This is a genomic window from Jannaschia faecimaris (assembly GCF_900107415.1).
Lineage (GTDB): Bacteria > Pseudomonadota > Alphaproteobacteria > Rhodobacterales > Rhodobacteraceae > Jannaschia > Jannaschia faecimaris.
In genome coordinates this window covers 213335-230902 of sequence record NZ_FNPX01000004.1, presented here as the reverse complement: position 1 = coordinate 230902, position 17568 = coordinate 213335, and the positions used below count along the sequence as shown (strand labels likewise).

Below are 17568 nucleotides of genomic sequence, written 5' to 3'. Positions count from 1 at the left end.
CTGACCTAGTCCGGCTGGCACAACTTCCAGCGCACCGCATCCAGCAGCGCCTCGAAACTGGCGTCCACAATGTTCGGCGATACACCCACGGTGGACCAGCGGCGGCCCGCGTCGTCTTCATGATCAATGATGACGCGGGTTACGGCCTCGGTTCCGCCCTGCATGATACGCACGCGGAAATCCTTAAGGCGCATGTCGGCAATACGCTCCTGCAATGGCCCAAGGTCTTTGGCCAGCGCCTTGGACAGAGCGTTGACCGGGCCACGATCGCTTCCGGTTTCGTCCATCGATTCCGAGACCGACAGGCGCTTCTCGCCGTCAACCTTCACCACCACGACCGCCTCCGAGACGGTGACCATCTGGTCGTACTTGTTCTTCCGCCGCTCCACGGTGACGCGGTAACGTTTGACCTCAAAGGCCTCGACCATCAGGCCCAGCTCTTCCCGTGCGATCAGTTCGAAACTGGCGGGTGCGATGTCGTAGGCGTAGCCCGCATCTTCCCGCGCCTTTACGACCTCCAGGATACGGCGCAACTGATCCGGGGCACCATCAAGCCCTAGATCGGTCAGTCTTTTCCGCAAGTTTGACAGGCCCGCCTGGTTCGACATTGGAACGATGCGCGCGTTGCCGACCGCCTCGGGCGGGACGTGTTCGTAGGTGGTCGGGTCCTTCAAAATCGCACTCGCGTGCAGCCCCGCCTTGTGCGCGAAGGCCGAAGCCCCGACATAGGCCGCTTCGCGCCGTGGCACGCGGTTCAGAATATCGTCAAGCCGCTGCGAGACCTTCATCAGGTGGGGAAGGTTTTCCCTATTCACACCAGTCTCATAGCGGCTGGCGAACGGCTCCTTAAGGAGCAGTGTCGGGATCAGCGACATGAGGTTTGCGTTGCCGCAGCGCTCGCCCAGGCCGTTCAGCGTGCCCTGCACCTGCCGCGCGCCCGCCTCGATCGCGGCGAGCGATGCGGCGACCGCCTGTTCGGTATCGTTGTGCGTATGGATACCCAGCCTATCCCCGGGAATTCCGGCGGAAATCACGGCGCGCACCACTTCAGCGATGCGGGCGGGCATCGTGCCGCCGTTGGTATCGCACAGCACGACCCAACGTGCCCCGGCATCAAGGGCGGCCTTGGCGCAGGCGACAGCGTAATCGGGGTCTTCGTTGTATCCGTCAAAGAAGTGTTCGCAGTCAAAAAGCGCTTCGCGTCGCTTGGTTACGAGGTGTTCTATGGAGGCGCGGATGGCACCCAGGTTTTCCTCCAGCGTCACGCCCAGCGCTGTGCGGACGTGGAAGGGATGCGTCTTGCCGACAAGGCAGACGGCGGGCGTGCCCGCGTTGATCACGGCGGCGAGGACGTCGTCGTTTTCCGCAGAACGGCCCACGCGCTTGGTCATGCCGAAGGCCGTCATCGTCGCGGAAGTCTCTGGCGCAGCGGCGAAAAAATCGCTGTCCGTGGGGTTCGCACCGGGCCACCCCCCTTCGATATGATCGACGCCCAGCGCATCGAGCATCTTCGCGATCTCGACCTTTTCGCTGGCCGAGAATTGAACGCCTTGCGTCTGTTGACCGTCGCGAAGGGTGGTGTCGTAAAGGTAGAGCCGTTCCGTCATAGCGCCGATCCGCCGAGGTGTTCAGAACGGGTGATCCACGGGTGATCCACGTCGGACGTTGGTGTGATCATACCAGACCCTCCAATTTCGCGGGGTCGAAGCCCGGCCCGGCCTCCCAACCCTTGCCCTTGCCGTCGGTTACCACGACGCCCGCAGCCAGCAGCGCGTCGCGCAGCGCGTCGGCGCGGGCCCAGTCCTTTTCAGCGCGCGCGGCAAGCCGCGCGGCGAGTACCGCCTCGACCAGCGTATCGTCGCCCGTGTCGAGCCAATCGCCCATCCCGTCTTCCAGCAACCCCAGAAGCGCCGCCGACGCCATCAGCGTCGCGCCGTCACCGGCCTTGGCGATGCGGTGCAGCTCCGCGATGGCACCCGGCGCATTCAGGTCGTCGCGCAGCGCCGCCAAAACGGCGGCATCGGGCGTGCCACCGGGTTCAGCGATGGCGTGCCATTTGCGCAGCGTGACTTCGGCCTCGCGTGCCTTTTCCTCGGTCCAGTCCATCGGCTTAGTATAGTGCGACGACAGGAACACGAAGCGGATCACTTCGCCCGGCACCCCCTTGTCGAGCAGATCACGCACAGTGAAGAAATTGCCGAGGGACTTGGACATTTTCTTGCCCTCGACCAGCAGCATCTCGTTGTGGAGCCAGACCTGCGCGAAGCCCGCGCCGGGATCGGCGCAGCACGATTGCGCGCGCTCGTTCTCGTGGTGCGGAAACATCAGGTCGTTACCGCCGCCATGGATGTCAAAGGAGGTGCCCAGCAGCGCTTTGGACATGGCGGAGCATTCGATGTGCCAGCCGGGACGACCGTAGCCCAGCGACGTTTCCCACCCCGGCTCATCGTCGCCGGAGGGTTTCCACAATACAAAATCCATCGGGTCGCGCTTGTAGGGGGCCACCTCGACGCGCGCACCGGCGATCATGTCATCGACGGACCTGCCCGAGAGCTTGCCGTAGCCGTCGTAGGACGCGACCGAGAAGAGCACGTGGCCTTCCGCAGCATAGGCGTGGCCCGATGCGATCAACCCTTCGATCATCTCCACCATCTCGCCGATGTATTCGGTCGCGCGGGGCTCAAAGTCGGGCGGCAGGTTGCCCAGGGCGCCCATGTCATCGTGAAACCAGCCCAGCGTCTCGTCGGTGATGTCGCGGATTTCGCGGCCCGTTTCGGCGGCGCGGTCGTTGATCTTGTCTTCGACGTCGGTGACGTTGCGCACATAGGTGACAGCGTCGGCACCGTAGTCATGGCGCAAAAGGCGCGTGAGCAGGTCGAATAGGATCACGTTGCGCGCATTGCCCAGATGCGCGCGGTCATAGACCGTCGGCCCGCAGAGGTAGAGGCGCACGTTCGACGCATCAAGCGGTGCGAAATCCTCGACCTCGCGGGTCAGGGAATTGCGTAGGCGGATCGTGGGCATGGTGGTCGGCGCGTTCATCGGCGCGGCTCCTGTCAGTGGCGGAGGGGCAGCCGGTTCGACACGGCAGGCCCGCGGCCCGCCGAAATCAGTTCAGCGGGTTCGGTGCGTGCAGATAATGCAGTTCGTGATACCCATGGGCGCGCCCTAGCACGCCCCTCAGACCCTGCCAAGAGCGCGGCCTCCCAGAACGAGGCGTTCAGGGTTTGACAGTCACCGCGCGCCCGTGTCCCCATGCTGGCCATGAGCATGACGTCCACCCGCGTTCGCAGCATCGCCCAGACCCGGGACGGCTGGGCCATCTATTCCGCCGCCCGTGCGCTGCGCGATGCAGGCGCGGCCGTGATCGACATGACTGTGGGGCAACATGACACGGGGACGAATCCGGTGATCCTGGACGCGCTGGCGGCGTCGGCGCGGGCGGGCCACACCGGTTACGCGCCCCTGACGGGGACACCTGCCCTGCGCGATGCGATCGCGGCGCGGGTGCAGGCCCGGACCGGTGTGACAACCACGCGCGACAACGTGGCCCTCACGATGGGCGGGCAGTTCGCGCTGTTCGCCACCTGCATGACGATCGCCGATCCGGGGGCGCATGTCCTGTTTCCCGATCCTTTCTATACCTCCAACCCAGCGACCGCTCGTGCTGCGGGCCTGGTTCCGGTTCCGGTGCGCGCGCGCCCCGAGGATGGGTTTCAGCCGCGTGCCGCCGACCTGGCCCGCACGCGCGACCTCTGGCTCATTTCCGACGAGGTGTATGACGCACAGGTCTGGACCGGCCCGCACCTTAGCCCGCGTGCCTTGCCGGATATGGCGGCGCGTAGGCTGGTAGTGGGGTCGATGTCCAAGGGTCATGCAATGACGGGCAGCCGTCTGGGATGGCTGGTAGGGCCGGTCGATGCCATCGCCGGGGCTGCGGACCTGTGCAACACGACGACTTATGGGCCGCCCGGCTACATACAGGGCGCGGCATTGCACGCGCTAGCCTTGGGCGATGCGTTCGAAGCGCGGATCGCCGCGCCCTTCCGCCACCGTCGGGATGCCTGCCTGGCGCGGTTGGCGCGACAACAGACCGTGGGCGTGATACCGTCCGGCGGGGCGATGTACCTGATACTGGACGTCCGCGCCTGCGGCATGACTGGGACCGCCTTTGCGCGCGCCTTGCTGGATCGGCACCGCATCGCTGTCATGCCGGGCGAGAGTTTCGGCGAGGCGGCGACCGGTCATGTCCGGCTTGCCCTGACCCGGCCCGGCGACGAACTGCTGATCGCCCTCGACACCCTTCTGACCTTCGCCAAGGAGACGACGACATGAGTGACTTCCGTGCCCTGCACCAACCCGGCAATCCGTTCATTCTTGCCAACGCATGGGACGTCGGGTCGGCCCGGATGCTGCGGGCGCTTGGGGCGCAGGCAATCGCCACATCTTCGGCCGGATTTGCCTTCACACGGGGCCTACCTGACGGTGGGCGCGTGTCCCGAACGGAAGCGATAGCGCATGCCAAGGATCTGGCCAATCATCTGAAGTGCCCGGTCTCCGCCGATCTTGAGGATGGCTTCGGCCCCGAGCCGTCGGATGCCGCCGACACCGTTGCTGAAGCCGCGCGTGCGGGACTGGCCGGGTGCTGTATCGAGGATGTGGACGCGGACGGCGCGGCCTATGGCCTGACGGTAAGCGTTGCGCGGGTGAAAGCAGCAGTGGCCGAGGCGCGGCGGGCAAACCATGATTTCGTCTTCTGCGCCCGCGCCGACGGGGTGATGACCGGGGCGTATGACATCGAAGAGGCGATTGCCCGCATTCAAGCGTTCGAAGCGGCGGGGGCGGACGTCCTCTATGTACCGATGCCTGAAACACTTGAGGGGCTGACGCGGATCTGCGCCGCTGTCACCGCCCCAGTGAACGCGCTGGCCGCCGGACCCTGGACGCAGACCACGCGCGACGAATTCGCCGCCGCCGGTGTTGCGCGCATTTCCTTGGGGTCCGCATTGGCGCGGGCGACGCACCAGACGATCCGCGATGCCGCGCACGACATGTTCGGCGCGGGCAACTTTACCAAACTTGGCGGCATCGGCAGCGGTGAAGTGGACGGCTATCTGGAAGACGGTGCAAGGTAGGGGTGAAATGAACCACGATGATCTGAACCACTGGTCCAAGCGCGCTGCCGACTGGATCACGGTCTATCACGCCGGGCTTCGTGACAGGCCGGTGCGTGCGCCCGTCGTGCCGGGCGAGGTTCTGGCGCAACTGCCTCAGGCGGCCCCCGACGCGCCCGAGCCGCCCGAGACGATCTTCGCCGATTTCGAGGCCCTGATCCCCGGCGCGCTGACCCACTGGCAGCACCCCCGCTTCTTTGCCTATTTTCCTGCCAACGCGGCACCCGCCTCGATACTGGCCGAGCAGTTGATCTCGGGAATCGGGGCGCAGGGCATGCTTTGGCAGACGTCGCCCGCCGCGACCGAACTTGAGCAGGGCATGATCCGCTGGTTGCTGCGCGCGCTGGACATGCCCCAGGGTTGGACCGGCACGATCCACGACAGCGCGACAACCGCAACCCTGTCGGCCGTGCTGACCATGCGGGAACGGGCGTTGAACTTCGCGGGCCTGACCGAGGGTCTGTCGGGGCAGCCCCGCCTACGGATCTATGCCAGCGCACAGACCCACACGTCGGTCGACAAGGCCGTGCGACTGGCAGGCATCGGGCAGGACAATCTGGTCAAGGTCGGGACCCGCGACGATCTGTCGATGGATCCGAAGGCGCTCCGCTCGGCCATCGAGGCCGACCTGAGCGCGGGGTATGTGCCCGCAGGCATCGTGTTCTGTTCGGGCGGCACTGCGGTCGGGGCCTTTGACGACATCGCGGCCTGTCTGCCCGTGGCGCGTGCGCACGACCTGATGACGCATGTGGACGCCGCCTGGGCCGGGTCTGCCATGGTCTGCCCCGAGTTTCACCCCCTTATGGCGGGCGCGGAAGCGTGCGACTCGCTCGTCTTCAATCCGCACAAGTGGATGGGTGCCCAGTTCGACTGCGCGGTTCAGTTCATCCGCGACCCCGTGGACCAGATCCGCACGATGGGACTGCGCCCGTCGTTTCTGGAGACGTTGGAGGCCGAGGAGGTCGTCAATTTTAACGAATGGACGGTGCCGCTGGGTCGCCGGATGCGGGCGCTGAAACTGTGGTTCGTTCTGCGGGCGCATGGGCTGGACGGGGTGCGGTCGCGGATCCGCAATCACGTCGCCTGGACGCGGGAGTTATGCGAAATGCTGCGCGCCGAGGCGGGCATCGACATCGTGACCGAGCCGCGCCTGTCGCTGTTCACCTTCGCGCTGACCGAGGGGGATGCAGCGACCGAAGCCCTGCTGACACGGATCAACGCGGATGGGCGCATCTACCTGACGCAAACGAAACACGCGGGCCGGTTCGTCATCCGCTTCACTTGCGGGACTTGGGATTGCACGCGCGACGACGTGATGGGGGCGCTGCACGTGATCCGGGAGCTGCGCTGAAGGCGGCGGGCCGGGCCAAGGCACCCCATCGTCCATGAGAGTTTGGACTAGGCGATATTCCAAACGCGCGTGTCCGGACGGGTTGTCCCGCAGCGACGTCGCCGATTAGCCTGCCATCCTGTTTCTGAAGGAAGGCGCGAATGGCATCGCCACCCCGACTGTTCCACGTTACCGTTCCGGGGTTTGCGCAATCCCGGGCGTTTCGATGCATCTGGCTGCTCGAGGAGCTTGGCGACATCGATTTCGAGGTCTGTATGCTGCGGCCTGGCGAACCATACGGCCCGCAAATGCGTGAACACGGCGTGGTTCATTCGCACAAGCTTCCGACGCTCCTGATGGATGGGCAGGAGATCTCCGAGTCGGGTGTCATTTCGCAAATCGTCGCCGAGCGGTTGGGGAAGCGGCAATGTCTGTTCGGAACGACCGAGGAAAGGATCGAAGTTCTGCAGTGGATCGCAATGGCCGAGACCGCCATCACGCTCCGCGTTCCGCTGATGCCTACGCTCATGGATCGGGATCTCTCCCGTGATGAGCTGAGGGACCGCGTGGTCGATCCGATGCGCGGCGTGTTCAGTGCAACTATCGACCGGTTCGAGGCACATTTCGAAGACCGTCAAAACGACTACCTTCTGGCAAGTGGCTTCAGCGTGGCCGATACGACCTGTGGTTGGAGCCTGCACACCTTCCACAACTGGGGCATCATGGATCTGGATGCGGGAAAGTCGCCCCTCACACTTGCGTACCTGGAACGGCTTCGGGCACGTGCCGCGTTCAAACGCGCGGAAGCCTACGGAGTTGCGGCACCTGGTCTGTATGGAAAAGGGTGCTTGCCCGTGGCCTGACAGGCGGCAGTTGAATTCCGCCTCTGTTCTGTCGGTGCCGGCATGGCCTCAAGACACCCGTGCACCGCACCGGAAGTGCGGATACCACGCATCGCTAGAGAGAGCGCGTGGTTCCCGTAATGTGCAGCAAGGCCCCAAAATTTTGGGGCTTGCGCATTCACGCCGCGACGACCTGCGCCGCCAGCCCTGATTGATCACCGAATTCAGACCATTCAAGGTCGCCCGCATAGCGTTGTGCGATCTGACCATTGCCATCCAACAAGAAAAGGTGCAGCCAGCGGTTGTCGAACAGGGCGCGTACCTCGGAGTGGCGGGCAAGGATATCCGAGACAGCCTCGGCCGGGGCTTCCACGCAGATCGACAACCGCAGCGGGTCATGCGCGAAGTTTTCGCCGTCGTGCACCGATTGCCACGGCAGGCCGACGCGCAGGTTGCCGCCGTTGCCTTCGACCACACCGATGCCGCCGGTCACATTGTGCAGCAGTTTGTTGCCCGCGCCGAACATGTCAGGTGCCACGACCGAGCCGTAGTATTGCAGGCTAATCCAGCTGGCGACGACGACAGGTGCCGTCAGGATCAGTTCCAGAACACCAAATCCGTCATCCCCGGTCCAGTCGTAGTCGTGCAGGAATGCCCGACCGCCCAGCGCCTTGCCGCGGGTCCGTTTGCGGGGGGCCGCGATGAAGGCGTTACATCCCGCCAAGGCCCATTCGGGCCGTGTCTCGGCCCAGTCGACGCTCCGGTTGGTGATCGTGGCCTCACCGTCGGCGCGCGGCAGGCGCAGGGCTCGCTCCGTCCGGGCGACCTTGGCCGCTTTGGCCAACCAGCCCTTTGCTTGTTCGACCACTGTCTTCGGCGCGGAAATCCCGGTATCGGCATCATAAAGCGAGACCGCATCCGTAGTCGTATCGTGCAGCGCCCCGACGAAAACGGTATCGGCCGGGATCGTGATCCCCTGTTCCTCCAGTCCGGTGCGAAGGTCCGCATCGTTTAGCATACCGGCAAGAAGCCGCGCGTTGACGTCACCCTTGTAGCCGCCACAGGCACCGCAATGCAGGGCACTGGCATGGGGATTGTTCACCACACTCGCCCCGTGACCGACCAGCAGGACCAGCGGCGCGAAGTTGTCGGTCAGCGACATGGCGCGCAGGATGGTTGCCGCGGCGGCGACCCGATCCGACAAGGCGAAGTCGTCGCTGAAGTGGGGTTGAAAGTCGACATCCCCCGAACCTGACGGTCGGCGCAGGGCATCGCGCAAAAGCTTCCCGACATAGACCGGGCCGGTCGCCTCCACGAAGGCGAACGAGGACACGGCCGCCAGTTTGAACCGGCCCCATGCGCGTTCGGCACGGGCCCTCAGCCGGGCAGATTGATCGGCATCGGCGTTATCGGAACTGGTGGCCGTGCTGTGTAATCCGGGATTGAGCAGAACTGGCAACCGCGCTTCATCAACGTCCGAAGCAAAGTCCCGATGTGCGGGCGTCAGACCGAAGAACCCTGCAAATCCAATCGTCTGGATGGAAGGATCGAGGCTTTCCAACGCGCGGCGGAAGACTTCGGACCGCACGTCGATGCAGAACGCCGCTTGAAGCGCGGGCCGTTCCTGCGGCGTGTCCTGCGCAGGCGCGGACAGGACCCCGGCCAAGGTACGCTGGGCGGCCCGCTCGGCCGCGTCCTGAAGGACGCCAGCGGCGACCTGGGCTGCCGTGGGTTCGGACGGGGAGGCATGTGCGGCACAAACCTCGGACCAGCGCGCCCCGATCTGCGGCGCGTATTGCGCCAGCAACGCCTGTTCCCAGATCAGGCGGATCGTCAGCATGTCCGTGGTGATCGGGTCCGTCTGCCCCTTCAACTCCGCCTGCCAAAGACGTTGCCGCGCCACCTGTGACCAGCCCCCCTGCCCCAGAAGCAACTGGTGAAAATAGGTAGCACAGGCATCCGGTGCCAGGCCAAGCGCATCGCAGGCCAGCGACAACGCACTGCGCGACCGTCCGGGCAAAGCGGCGACCGTGGCGGCAAAGCCGGTCAGTCCGGCGATCTCGGGCGTCAGGTCACGGCTGGCGAATATCTGCCAACTCTCGAAGGCATCGCGCCCGGATGTCACCTGCCACAACGCCTGTCCCGTGTCGAAATAGCCCGCGGCCCAGTTGCCGATCCGGTCTTCGATCAGGCCCGGCCAGTCGATGCCCGACACCCCTTGGGCCAAATGCGCGACCGTCGGCAAGGGTTGGGGCACCTCGTCCGGTGCAGCGGCCGCCGCCTTCAGCGCCTCGATGCTCGCGGGCGCGCCTGCAGGTGCAAGCGTAAGTGCCTCCGTGAGATCCATATCAGTAATTGTACCATCGCCGATGCGGGTCAGATACCAGTCGTTCGGCATCGTCACGTGCGTTCCCGCGACGCGCCCCAATAACCCGGAAACCTGAGTCAGGGTCTGATCCGTCTGGCCAAGGAAGGGATTGACCGCGACCGAGGATGCAAGGGGCCAAAGCGGAGGAATTGCGCGGCTTGCCACTTCCGATGCGGCAATGAATTCCAGTTGCGTGCCGGAAAACCTGGCAGGTGTGTCGGTCTTCATGACTTGGCTCCTGATTTCGAGGTGTTACGGGACCAGCCTTTGAGAAGGCGATCTTCGATGGCGTTGATGTAAAAACCGTTCGACAGGTGAACGCGCAGCCCCTGTACCGCAGGGTGATGCGACCAAAGCGGCAAAGTTGATTGTGCCAGCGCCACCGCGCCGAAAGTGAACAGCGCCAGAAGGGTCAGCGCCCATTCCAATGGTCCGGCCATAGGCGTCGGCGGCAGCGTCCCCGCCGTCAGCCATTCCGACCCACGTTGCAGCGCAAGATACGCAACCGTCGCCACCACCGACATAAGCGCCATGCGGCGTGTCAGGGCGCGCGGGGCGGCATCGGCAAGCCCCTGCGCCAAAAGATAGGCCACCCCGAAGATCAGGATCGCGCCAAGCGCCACGGCCTGCGGTGACTTGCTTCCGAACCCAATCAGGATGCCGGACGCCAGGTAGACAAGGCCATAGATCGCAATGGCCAGGCCGAAGGCGCGCACGACGGCCCCCAGATCGGGCACCGCCACCGGGCCGGGCTTGCGGATTGCCGCAACCCGCTCTACCGCGCCGCCTGCGGACAGGAATGCATGCGCCTTGTAGAGCGAATGGGCGACGATATGCAGCAGGGCCAGCGGAAAGAGCGCCAAGCCGCATTGCAGGATCATGAAGCCCATCTGCGACACGGTCGACCACGCCAGGGAAACCTTGACCGTTGGCTGTGTCAACATGACCATCCCGCCAAAAAGCGCGGTGAAGCCGCCGATCCCAACCAGAACCGCAAGCACCAGCGGCGACAACAGCATGATGTCGGCAAACCGGATCAGCAGGAACCCACCCCCATTCACCACACCCGCGTGCAGCAGGGCGGATACGGGCGTCGGTGCCTCCATCACCTCGGTCAGCCAGCCATGGGTCGGGAATTGCGCGGACTTGAGTACCGCGGCAAGCGCCAGCAGGGCCGCGCCCCCGACAGCCAGCCCGCCCCCTTCACCCAGGCGCGCCGCCGCCAGCATCTGCGAGATTTGCGTCGTGCCATAGGTAGCGATCAAAAGGATCGTGGCCAGGATCAATGCGGCATCGCCGATCCGCGCCGTCACGAATTTCTTGTAGGCGGCCCGCTGTGCGACAACGCGACCGGGATAGAACAACAGCAGCCGGTGTAGGCAAAGGCTGGTCGCGACCCACGCGCCGACGAACTGAAGAATATTACCGGATTGCACCAACAGCGCCACCGCGGCCAGCGTCCCCAGCAGCCATATCGAAAAGTCGGTCTGCCGGGCCTCACCGTCCAGATAGGTACGGGCAAAGCGAACTACGACCCAGCCGATGAAGCATACGAGCAGCACCATGACGGTGCTTACCACGTCAACACGCGCAGAGAGACCGACGCCAGCCAGTCCCAGAAGCGGGCTGTCGCCTGAACCCTGCGAAATCAGGGTCGCAACCGACAGGATGGCAACGATCAGGGCTACAATTGCCGCTGTCTCGGACAGGTGAGCGGCAGTGCGTACCGACAGGTCGCGCCGGAAATGTAGCAAGACAGCCGCGCCAAGAAATACGGCGGGGGCAAGAAGGGGCAACAGGTGGATAGGCATGGGGCCTCCGATGGCGGACGTTGGGTCGCGTCGTCATACGCAACCTGCCATCGATATAAAAATTCATTGTTCGAAACGTATCGTTCGCTTAAAGCGAATGGAATGTCCGACATGAATTACAATCATCTGCGCTATTTCTGGGAGGTCGCCCACGACGGCAACCTGACCCGGACGGCTGCGCGACTCAATCTGTCGCAATCCGCGATCTCGGTTCAAATCCGCAAGCTGGAGGACCGGCTTGGCCAGCGCGTGTTTGAGCGACGCAATCGGCAGTTGCATTTGACCGAGGCGGGACGGATCGCGCTGGATTACGCGGATACGATCTTCGGGGCCGGTCGGGAGATGATCGCCACTTTGCGCAGGACGGGAAGCGCGCAGCAGGTGTTGCGCGTCGGTGCCCTTGCCACGTTGTCGCGCAATTTCCAGATCGAGTTCCTGCGCCCCCTTCTGGGCAAGCCGCAGGTTGAGCTGGTCCTGCGATCCGGCACGTCCATCGAACTGATGCAGGCGCTGGAAACGCTCAGCCTTGATGTGGTGCTGACCAACCGCGCGCCGACGGCTGATGCGCTCACGTCGTTCATCGTTCACCCCGTATCCCAGCAAACCGTCAGCCTGATCGGCAAACCGGAACGGATTGAAGGCGGGGAAACGCTTTTCGATCTTCTGGCTTCAAATCCGATGATCGTGCCCACTTTGGAAAGCCCCGTGCGGGCCGGATTCGACGCGCTTTGCGCCCAGTTGGGTGTCAGGCCGGTGCTGGCCGCAGAAGTGGATGACATGGCCATGATGCGCCTATTGGCGCGCGAAGGCATCGGCCTGGCCGTGCTTCCGCCCATCGTGGTCAAGAACGAACTGGAATCAGGTTTGCTGAAAGAGGCCGATCACGTGATCGGCCTGTCCGAAAGCTTTCATGCGGTCACCGCCAAGCGGAAGTTCCCCAACCCCTTGCTTGACGTCTTGTTCGAGCGGCCGGACAAGTCCCGCAGCCTTCCCTGAAGTCGGGGCAGGTCAGGTGCGGGCCTCGCGGGCGAGTTGCTCGATCCCGGCCCAGTCGCCCGCGACCATCATGTCCTTGGGGGCGACCCAGCTGCCGCCGACACAGATGACGTTTGGCAAACCGAGGTAGTCGGCTTTGTTTTTCAGGCTGACGCCGCCGGTCGGACAAAAGCTGATCTGGGGGATTGGCGCGCCGATGGCCTTGAGCGCCGCCGCACCGCCCGAGGCCTCGGCGGGGAAGAACTTGAGCATGTCAAAGCCCTTTTCCAGAAGAAGCATCGCTTCGGTCGCGGTGGCCGCCCCCGGAAGCAACGGCAGATCCTCGTCGACGCAAGCCTGTATCAGGGTGTCGGTCGCCCCCGGTGACACACCGAAGGTCGCCCCCGCCGCCTTGGCCGCTTTCACGTCCGCCGGGGTCAGCAAGGTGCCAGCCCCGACGACTCCGCCCGGCACAGCGGCCATCGCACGGATGCAGTCGAGCGCTGCGGGCGTTCGCAGCGTTACCTCCAGCGCGGGCAACCCGCCCGCCACAAGCGCCTCGGCCAAGGGGGCAGCATGCGACACGTCGTCAAGGACGAGAACGGGAATTACGGGGGCGAGGCCCGCGATGTCACGGGCGGATTTGGACTGGTCTTGCGGTGTCATGGACGGTGCCTTTGGCAAGTGTCGGGTTGAGTATTTGTGAAGCAGAAAAGCCTAGACGACCACCCCTGCCCCCTGATCGGAGCGCCCAGCCGTCGCGCGGAACAAGCTGAAGAGTTCGCGTCCCAGACCGTGTTCGTTCGCGCTGAGGTCGGGTTGGACCGGTTTGCGGGCATCTACACCCTCGGTCAGCACCTGCAGCACCCCGGCGGTGGCATCGACGCGGATGATGTCGCCATCCTCGATCTTGCCGATCAGGCCGCCATCCAGCGCTTCGGGCGAGACGTGGATCGCCGCGGGCAGCTTGCCCGAGGCCCCGGACATGCGCCCGTCGGTCACCAGCGCGATCTTGTGCCCCCGTTGCAGCAGGACCGTCAGCACCGGCGTAAGGCCGTGCAACTCGGGCATGCCGTTAGCCTTGGGGCCCTGGTAGCGGACGACGACGATCGTGTCCTGGTCCAGCTCTCCTGCGCGGAACGCGATCTTCACGTCTTCCTGCGTGTGGAAGACGCGGGCGGGAGCCTCGATGACGCGGTGTTCCTTGGCGACGGCGCTAATCTTCATGACGCCCAGGCCCAGATTGCCGTGGACCTGCTTTAGCCCGCCCGACGTCGCGAAGGCCGCGTCAGGGGTCTTGAGAACCTTGTCGTTCAGCGTCTCGGTCGGGCCGGGATGCCAAGTGACGCGACCGTCCGTGAGCTTGGGTTCCGTGGCGTAAGCCGACAGGCCCTGCCCCGCGACCGTGCTGACATCTTCGTGCAGCAGCCCTTTGTCGAGGAGTTTGCCGATCATGAACGGCAGGCCACCGGCGGCGTGGAAGTGGTTCACGTCGGCCAGTCCATTCGGATAGACCCGCGCCATCAGGGGGGTCGCGTCGGATATGGCGTCGAAGTCGGCGCAGGTCAGGATCACGCCGGACGCGCGGGCCATGGCGATCAGGTGAAGGACGAGGTTCGTCGACCCGCCCGTCGCCATCAGCCCCACAAGCCCGTTCACGTAAGCCTTTTCGTCCAGCACGTCGCAGATCGGCGTGAAGGCATTGCCAAGACCGGTGATTTCGGTCGCACGGACGGCTGCGGAGTCGGTCAGCGCATCGCGCAGCGGTGTGCCGGGGTTGATGAAGGATGCACCTGGCAGGTGCAGCCCCATGAACTCCATCAGCATCTGGTTGGAATTGGCCGTGCCGTAGAAGGTGCAGGTGCCGGGGCCATGATAGCTGGCCATTTCGGCCTTCATCAGCTCGGCCCGGTCGATCTTGCCCTCGGCGAAGTCGCGGCGCACGCGGGCCTTTTCATCGTTGGGCAGCCCGGAGGTCATGGGACCGGCCGGCACGAAGATACCCGGAAGGTAGCCGAAGGTGGCCGCGGCGATGACCAGCCCCGGTACGATCTTGTCGCAGATGCCGAGATAAAGCGCGGAATCGAAGGTATTGTGCGAAAGCGCGATACCGGCGGCGAGCGCGATTACGTCGCGGGAGAACAGCGACAGTTCCATACCCTGTTGGCCCTGCGTAACGCCGTCGCACATGGCGGGTACACCGCCCGCGACCTGAGCGGTGGCCCCAACGGCGCGGGCGGCGGCCTTGATGCGGTCGGGGTAGTCCTTGAACGGCTGGTGCGCGCTCAGCATGTCGTTGTAAGCGGTGACGATCCCGATGTTCGGCGCGCGATCGGCCACCAGATCGCCCTTCTGCTCGCCCATGGCAGCATAGGCGTGAGCCTGGTTTCCGCAATCCAGGTGGGCGCGGCGCGGCCCCTGCTGGGCCTGATCGTACATTCGTTTCAAATAGGCGCTCCGGCTCTCGTACGAGCGTTCGCGAATACGGTCGGTGATGGCTTCGATTCGGCTGTCCAGCGGCATGTCGGGCCCTCCTCTTTCTTTCCAAATGCACCGTTAGCGCTAACGGTTCAAGGGTAAGAATCAGAAAGCCCGACAGCGTCGGCGGAAAATCTCAGGGATTAGGCCAGGTTTCGCCGTCATCGGCGCTCTGCCAGAACATCCACTCATGCCAAGACGCCTGCGCGAAGGCATGGTGCATCGCGGCGCGGGTTTCGGGCCCGGCCTCCTGAGCCAGACGGTTCGTCAGGTCGAGCATGTTTTGAACCGCGTGCCCGAACGCTTCGGAGGCGTAGGTGTCGACCCATGCGCGATAGGGATGGTCCGGGGCTGCCAGCGCGTGAATGTGCTGACCCACGACATTATAGATCCAGAAGCACGGTAAAATCGCGCAGACTGCAACGGGGAACGGTGAAACAGCGGCGTGACGGATCAGGAAACTGATATAGTGATCGCAACTGCGCGACGGCGGCGTGGCGCTGAACTGTGCGGGTGTGATCCCGTAGAGCGTCATGTATTCCGTGTGCAACTGCCGCTCGGCGGCAATCGCACCATTCGCGCCCCCGGCCAGCAGTGCAATCGCGTCGGCATCGGGCGCACGCCCGGCGGCGATGGCCAACGAGCGGGCGAACCCCTCAAGGTAATGCGCGTCCTGCACGATGTAGCCGCGGAAAACCTCGGTCGGCAGGGTACCGTCAGACAGCGCACGGTTGAAGGGCATAGTCAGGATCGCATCCTGCAGGGCGGAGGTTCCGGACCAAAGTTCCTGTGTGAACGTCATTTCGTATCCCTTTGAATTAACAGCGGAGATACGCAGGCCATATGGCCTCAAGCGCAACTTCCTCCGCCGGTATGAGCCGGTTCAGGTTCCAAGGGTACGTCTCAACCCGGTTTCCCGGATGCCCCTGTCGCAATGCCTGCGTCCCATGGGCGGGCAGACATGTCAAACCGGTCTTGGACAGGGCTGGGCAAACCGCGACCTGCCTCGACAAAACGTGGTGTGGCTAGTCGGGCGTGGCGCTCTGGCGGTGCAGGAAGCGGCCCTCGCCGTCACTCCATCGGTTTGGACAACTCAACCTCGTCCCCGTCGCGCAGGGCGGTAAAGAAACAGCTTCGCCGGTTGGTGTGGCAGGCCGGGCCCGTCTGTTCGACCAGCGCCAGCAGGCAGTCGCGGTCGCAATCGACACGCAAATCGATCAACTTCTGAACGTGGCCCGAGGTTTCGCCCTTGACCCAGAAGGCCTGACGCGACCGTGACCAATAGGTGACGCGCCCGGTTTCGAGCGTTCGCGCCACGGCGTCGGCGTTCATCCAGGCCATCATCAGAACCTCGTTCGTGGCGTGGTCCTGGGCCACGCAGGGGATCAGGCCAGCGGCGTCATATCGCAGGGTTGCAGGGTCGAAGTTCATTTGGCGCACCTTTGCATCCGGGGTTGCGGACGCTACCTAAGGATCAGACGTCGACGAGGAAAGCCCGATGCCCGACAATGATCTGATCAAGCTCTACTCCGGCCGCATTTTGGCATTGGCTGCGGACATGCCGGCGACAGCGCCGCTCGACTCGCCGCAGGTGACGGTGCGCAAACGCTCGCCTTTGTGCGGCTCTACGGTGACGGTATCGCTGGATGCGGAAGACGGGCGGATCGTGCACTATGCGCAGGACGTCAAGGCCTGTGCGCTCGGCCAGGCCTCGGCCGCGGTATCGGGGGCCGCAATGATCGGGCGCGACTTGGACGAAGTGCGCCGTGCCCGCGACCAATTGCGCGCGATGCTGAAAGCCGACGGGCCGGTACCCGACGCCCCCTTTGACGGTCTTGAGGTGCTGACCCCGGCCCGCGACTTCAAAAACCGTCATGCGTCGATCCTGCTGGCGCTGGATGCGACGGTCGAAGCTCTGGAGCAGGTCACGGCGACGGAACTGACGGACCGGTAGATCCCCTGCCTGATGGCGGATCAAGCCGCGATTTCGAAGCCGTGCGCAGCTCGCGACCGGCCCGGCCCGCAGCGCGGGCATAGCAAACCGCCGAGGCGATTGGCGCTTTGCCGAACGGTTCAGGGGCGTTGAACAAGGCGGCATGGGGGTCATGACGGCGGGCACCGGTTTCTGCACAGTGATGGTGAGACGTTCGAATGCCTGGCGCGCCGAAGTCAGAAAATTGGGAAGACAAAAAAACCGCCACACTCCGTTGGGCGGAGGTGGCGGCGAAGTGGCATACTTGGCTCGTTGGGCAGCGGCCGATGTTCGGGGCGGAACGGATCGGGCCTAGTCGCAGCCAAGGGGACGAAGGCGGCGACCGCCGCCGCGCGCATGGGGAGGCGCGCAAACGGCATCAAGCGAAGATATGCAGGCAGTAACTGTAAAACGGGTGCCGCGCAGGAACGCGGTCAGGAAAATCCTCTCAAACGATGAGCGACGGAAGGTGCATCAAGCTCAGCATCAGGGTCACAAGCCATACACCACCTAGAATATCGGTCAGCGGGGCATTTTCGATCCGGGTGACGGCGTTCTTGATCTTGCGGGTCATTGTCGGACCTCCTGTTGCTGCTCTTGTTGTCTCTTTGTTCTCAC

Annotated in this window: 15 protein-coding genes and 1 riboswitch; of the genes, 6 read left to right on the top strand and 9 right to left on the bottom strand. The window is 64.3% G+C overall.

All coding sequences use genetic code 11. The annotated features are described in order from the left end of the window. Positions 1-5: 5 nt before the first annotated feature. Both cimA and cysS read right to left on the bottom strand, forming a co-directional pair. Complete coding sequence (cimA, locus tag BLV27_RS06960; RefSeq protein ID WP_092644261.1) at positions 6-1607, bottom strand: citramalate synthase; 1602 nt, start codon at positions 1605-1607, stop codon at positions 6-8. 67 nt (positions 1608-1674) lie between these two features. Further along, a complete protein-coding gene (gene cysS / locus BLV27_RS06955; RefSeq protein WP_092644384.1) occupies positions 1675-3024 on the bottom strand; it encodes a cysteine--tRNA ligase in 1350 nt (449 codons plus the stop codon). A 240-nt stretch (positions 3025-3264) separates the two neighbouring features. Between cysS and BLV27_RS06950 the strand changes: the two genes are divergently transcribed. The 4 genes from BLV27_RS06950 to BLV27_RS06935 all read left to right on the top strand — a co-directional run bounded on the left by BLV27_RS06950 (position 3265) and on the right by BLV27_RS06935 (position 7367). Beyond that, the gene (locus tag BLV27_RS06950) at positions 3265-4335 is read left to right on the top strand and encodes a pyridoxal phosphate-dependent aminotransferase (RefSeq protein ID WP_092644382.1); all 1071 of its coding nucleotides are present in this window, start codon (positions 3265-3267) and stop codon (positions 4333-4335) included. Then, on the top strand, positions 4332-5135 hold the full coding sequence (locus BLV27_RS06945) for an isocitrate lyase/PEP mutase family protein (protein WP_092644258.1): 804 nt from the start codon (positions 4332-4334) through the stop codon (positions 5133-5135). The genes BLV27_RS06950 and BLV27_RS06945 overlap by 4 nt, the downstream gene beginning before the upstream one ends. Before the next feature lie 7 nt (positions 5136-5142). Continuing rightward, positions 5143-6525: a pyridoxal phosphate-dependent decarboxylase family protein gene (locus tag BLV27_RS06940; RefSeq protein ID WP_092644256.1), complete on the top strand. Its 1383-nt coding sequence runs from the start codon at positions 5143-5145 to the stop codon at positions 6523-6525. A 140-nt stretch (positions 6526-6665) separates the two neighbouring features. Next, positions 6666-7367 carry a glutathione S-transferase family protein gene (locus BLV27_RS06935; RefSeq protein WP_092644254.1) on the top strand — a complete coding sequence of 234 codons (702 nt, stop codon included), beginning with the start codon at positions 6666-6668 and terminating at the stop codon, positions 7365-7367. 157 nt (positions 7368-7524) lie between these two features. Here BLV27_RS06935 and BLV27_RS06930 read toward each other — a convergent pair whose 3' ends face one another. Together BLV27_RS06930 and BLV27_RS06925 are read right to left on the bottom strand one after the other, a co-directional pair. Continuing rightward, the gene (locus BLV27_RS06930) at positions 7525-9942 is read right to left on the bottom strand and encodes a YbcC family protein (protein WP_092644252.1); all 2418 of its coding nucleotides are present in this window, start codon (positions 9940-9942) and stop codon (positions 7525-7527) included. Beyond that, positions 9939-11525, bottom strand: a complete 1587-nt coding sequence (locus BLV27_RS06925; protein ID WP_092644250.1) for an NADH-quinone oxidoreductase subunit L — start codon at positions 11523-11525, stop codon at positions 9939-9941. Before BLV27_RS06925 ends, BLV27_RS06930 begins: the two co-directional genes overlap by 4 nt. 102 nt (positions 11526-11627) lie before the next feature. Between BLV27_RS06925 and BLV27_RS06920 the strand changes: the two genes are divergently transcribed. Next, positions 11628-12521: a LysR family transcriptional regulator gene (locus BLV27_RS06920; protein ID WP_092644248.1), complete on the top strand. Its 894-nt coding sequence runs from the start codon at positions 11628-11630 to the stop codon at positions 12519-12521. A gap of 12 nt (positions 12522-12533) precedes the next feature. Here the strand turns inward: BLV27_RS06920 and eda are convergent, their stop codons facing one another. The 4 genes from eda to hisI all read right to left on the bottom strand — a co-directional run bounded on the left by eda (position 12534) and on the right by hisI (position 16409). Continuing rightward, positions 12534-13166: a bifunctional 4-hydroxy-2-oxoglutarate aldolase/2-dehydro-3-deoxy-phosphogluconate aldolase gene (eda, locus tag BLV27_RS06915; protein WP_092644246.1), complete on the bottom strand. Its 633-nt coding sequence runs from the start codon at positions 13164-13166 to the stop codon at positions 12534-12536. A 51-nt stretch (positions 13167-13217) separates the two neighbouring features. Beyond that, positions 13218-15023, bottom strand: a complete 1806-nt coding sequence (gene edd, locus BLV27_RS06910) for a phosphogluconate dehydratase (RefSeq protein ID WP_092644244.1) — start codon at positions 15021-15023, stop codon at positions 13218-13220. A gap of 91 nt (positions 15024-15114) precedes the next feature. Next, positions 15115-15780 carry a TenA family protein gene (locus BLV27_RS06905; protein WP_092644242.1) on the bottom strand — a complete coding sequence of 222 codons (666 nt, stop codon included), beginning with the start codon at positions 15778-15780 and terminating at the stop codon, positions 15115-15117. A gap of 41 nt (positions 15781-15821) precedes the next feature. Further along, a riboswitch (TPP riboswitch) is annotated at positions 15822-15916 on the bottom strand. 133 nt (positions 15917-16049) lie between these two features. Beyond that, positions 16050-16409: a phosphoribosyl-AMP cyclohydrolase gene (hisI, locus tag BLV27_RS06900; RefSeq protein WP_092644240.1), complete on the bottom strand. Its 360-nt coding sequence runs from the start codon at positions 16407-16409 to the stop codon at positions 16050-16052. A 67-nt stretch (positions 16410-16476) separates the two neighbouring features. Between hisI and BLV27_RS06895 the strand changes: the two genes are divergently transcribed. Beyond that, entirely contained in the window at positions 16477-16932 is a 456-nt protein-coding gene (locus BLV27_RS06895; protein ID WP_092644238.1) for an iron-sulfur cluster assembly scaffold protein, read from the top strand. Between the two features lie 466 nt (positions 16933-17398). Here BLV27_RS06895 and BLV27_RS20010 read toward each other — a convergent pair whose 3' ends face one another. Then, positions 17399-17524: a hypothetical protein gene (locus tag BLV27_RS20010; protein ID WP_280140292.1), complete on the bottom strand. Its 126-nt coding sequence runs from the start codon at positions 17522-17524 to the stop codon at positions 17399-17401. Between the last annotated feature and the right edge of the window lie 44 nt (positions 17525-17568).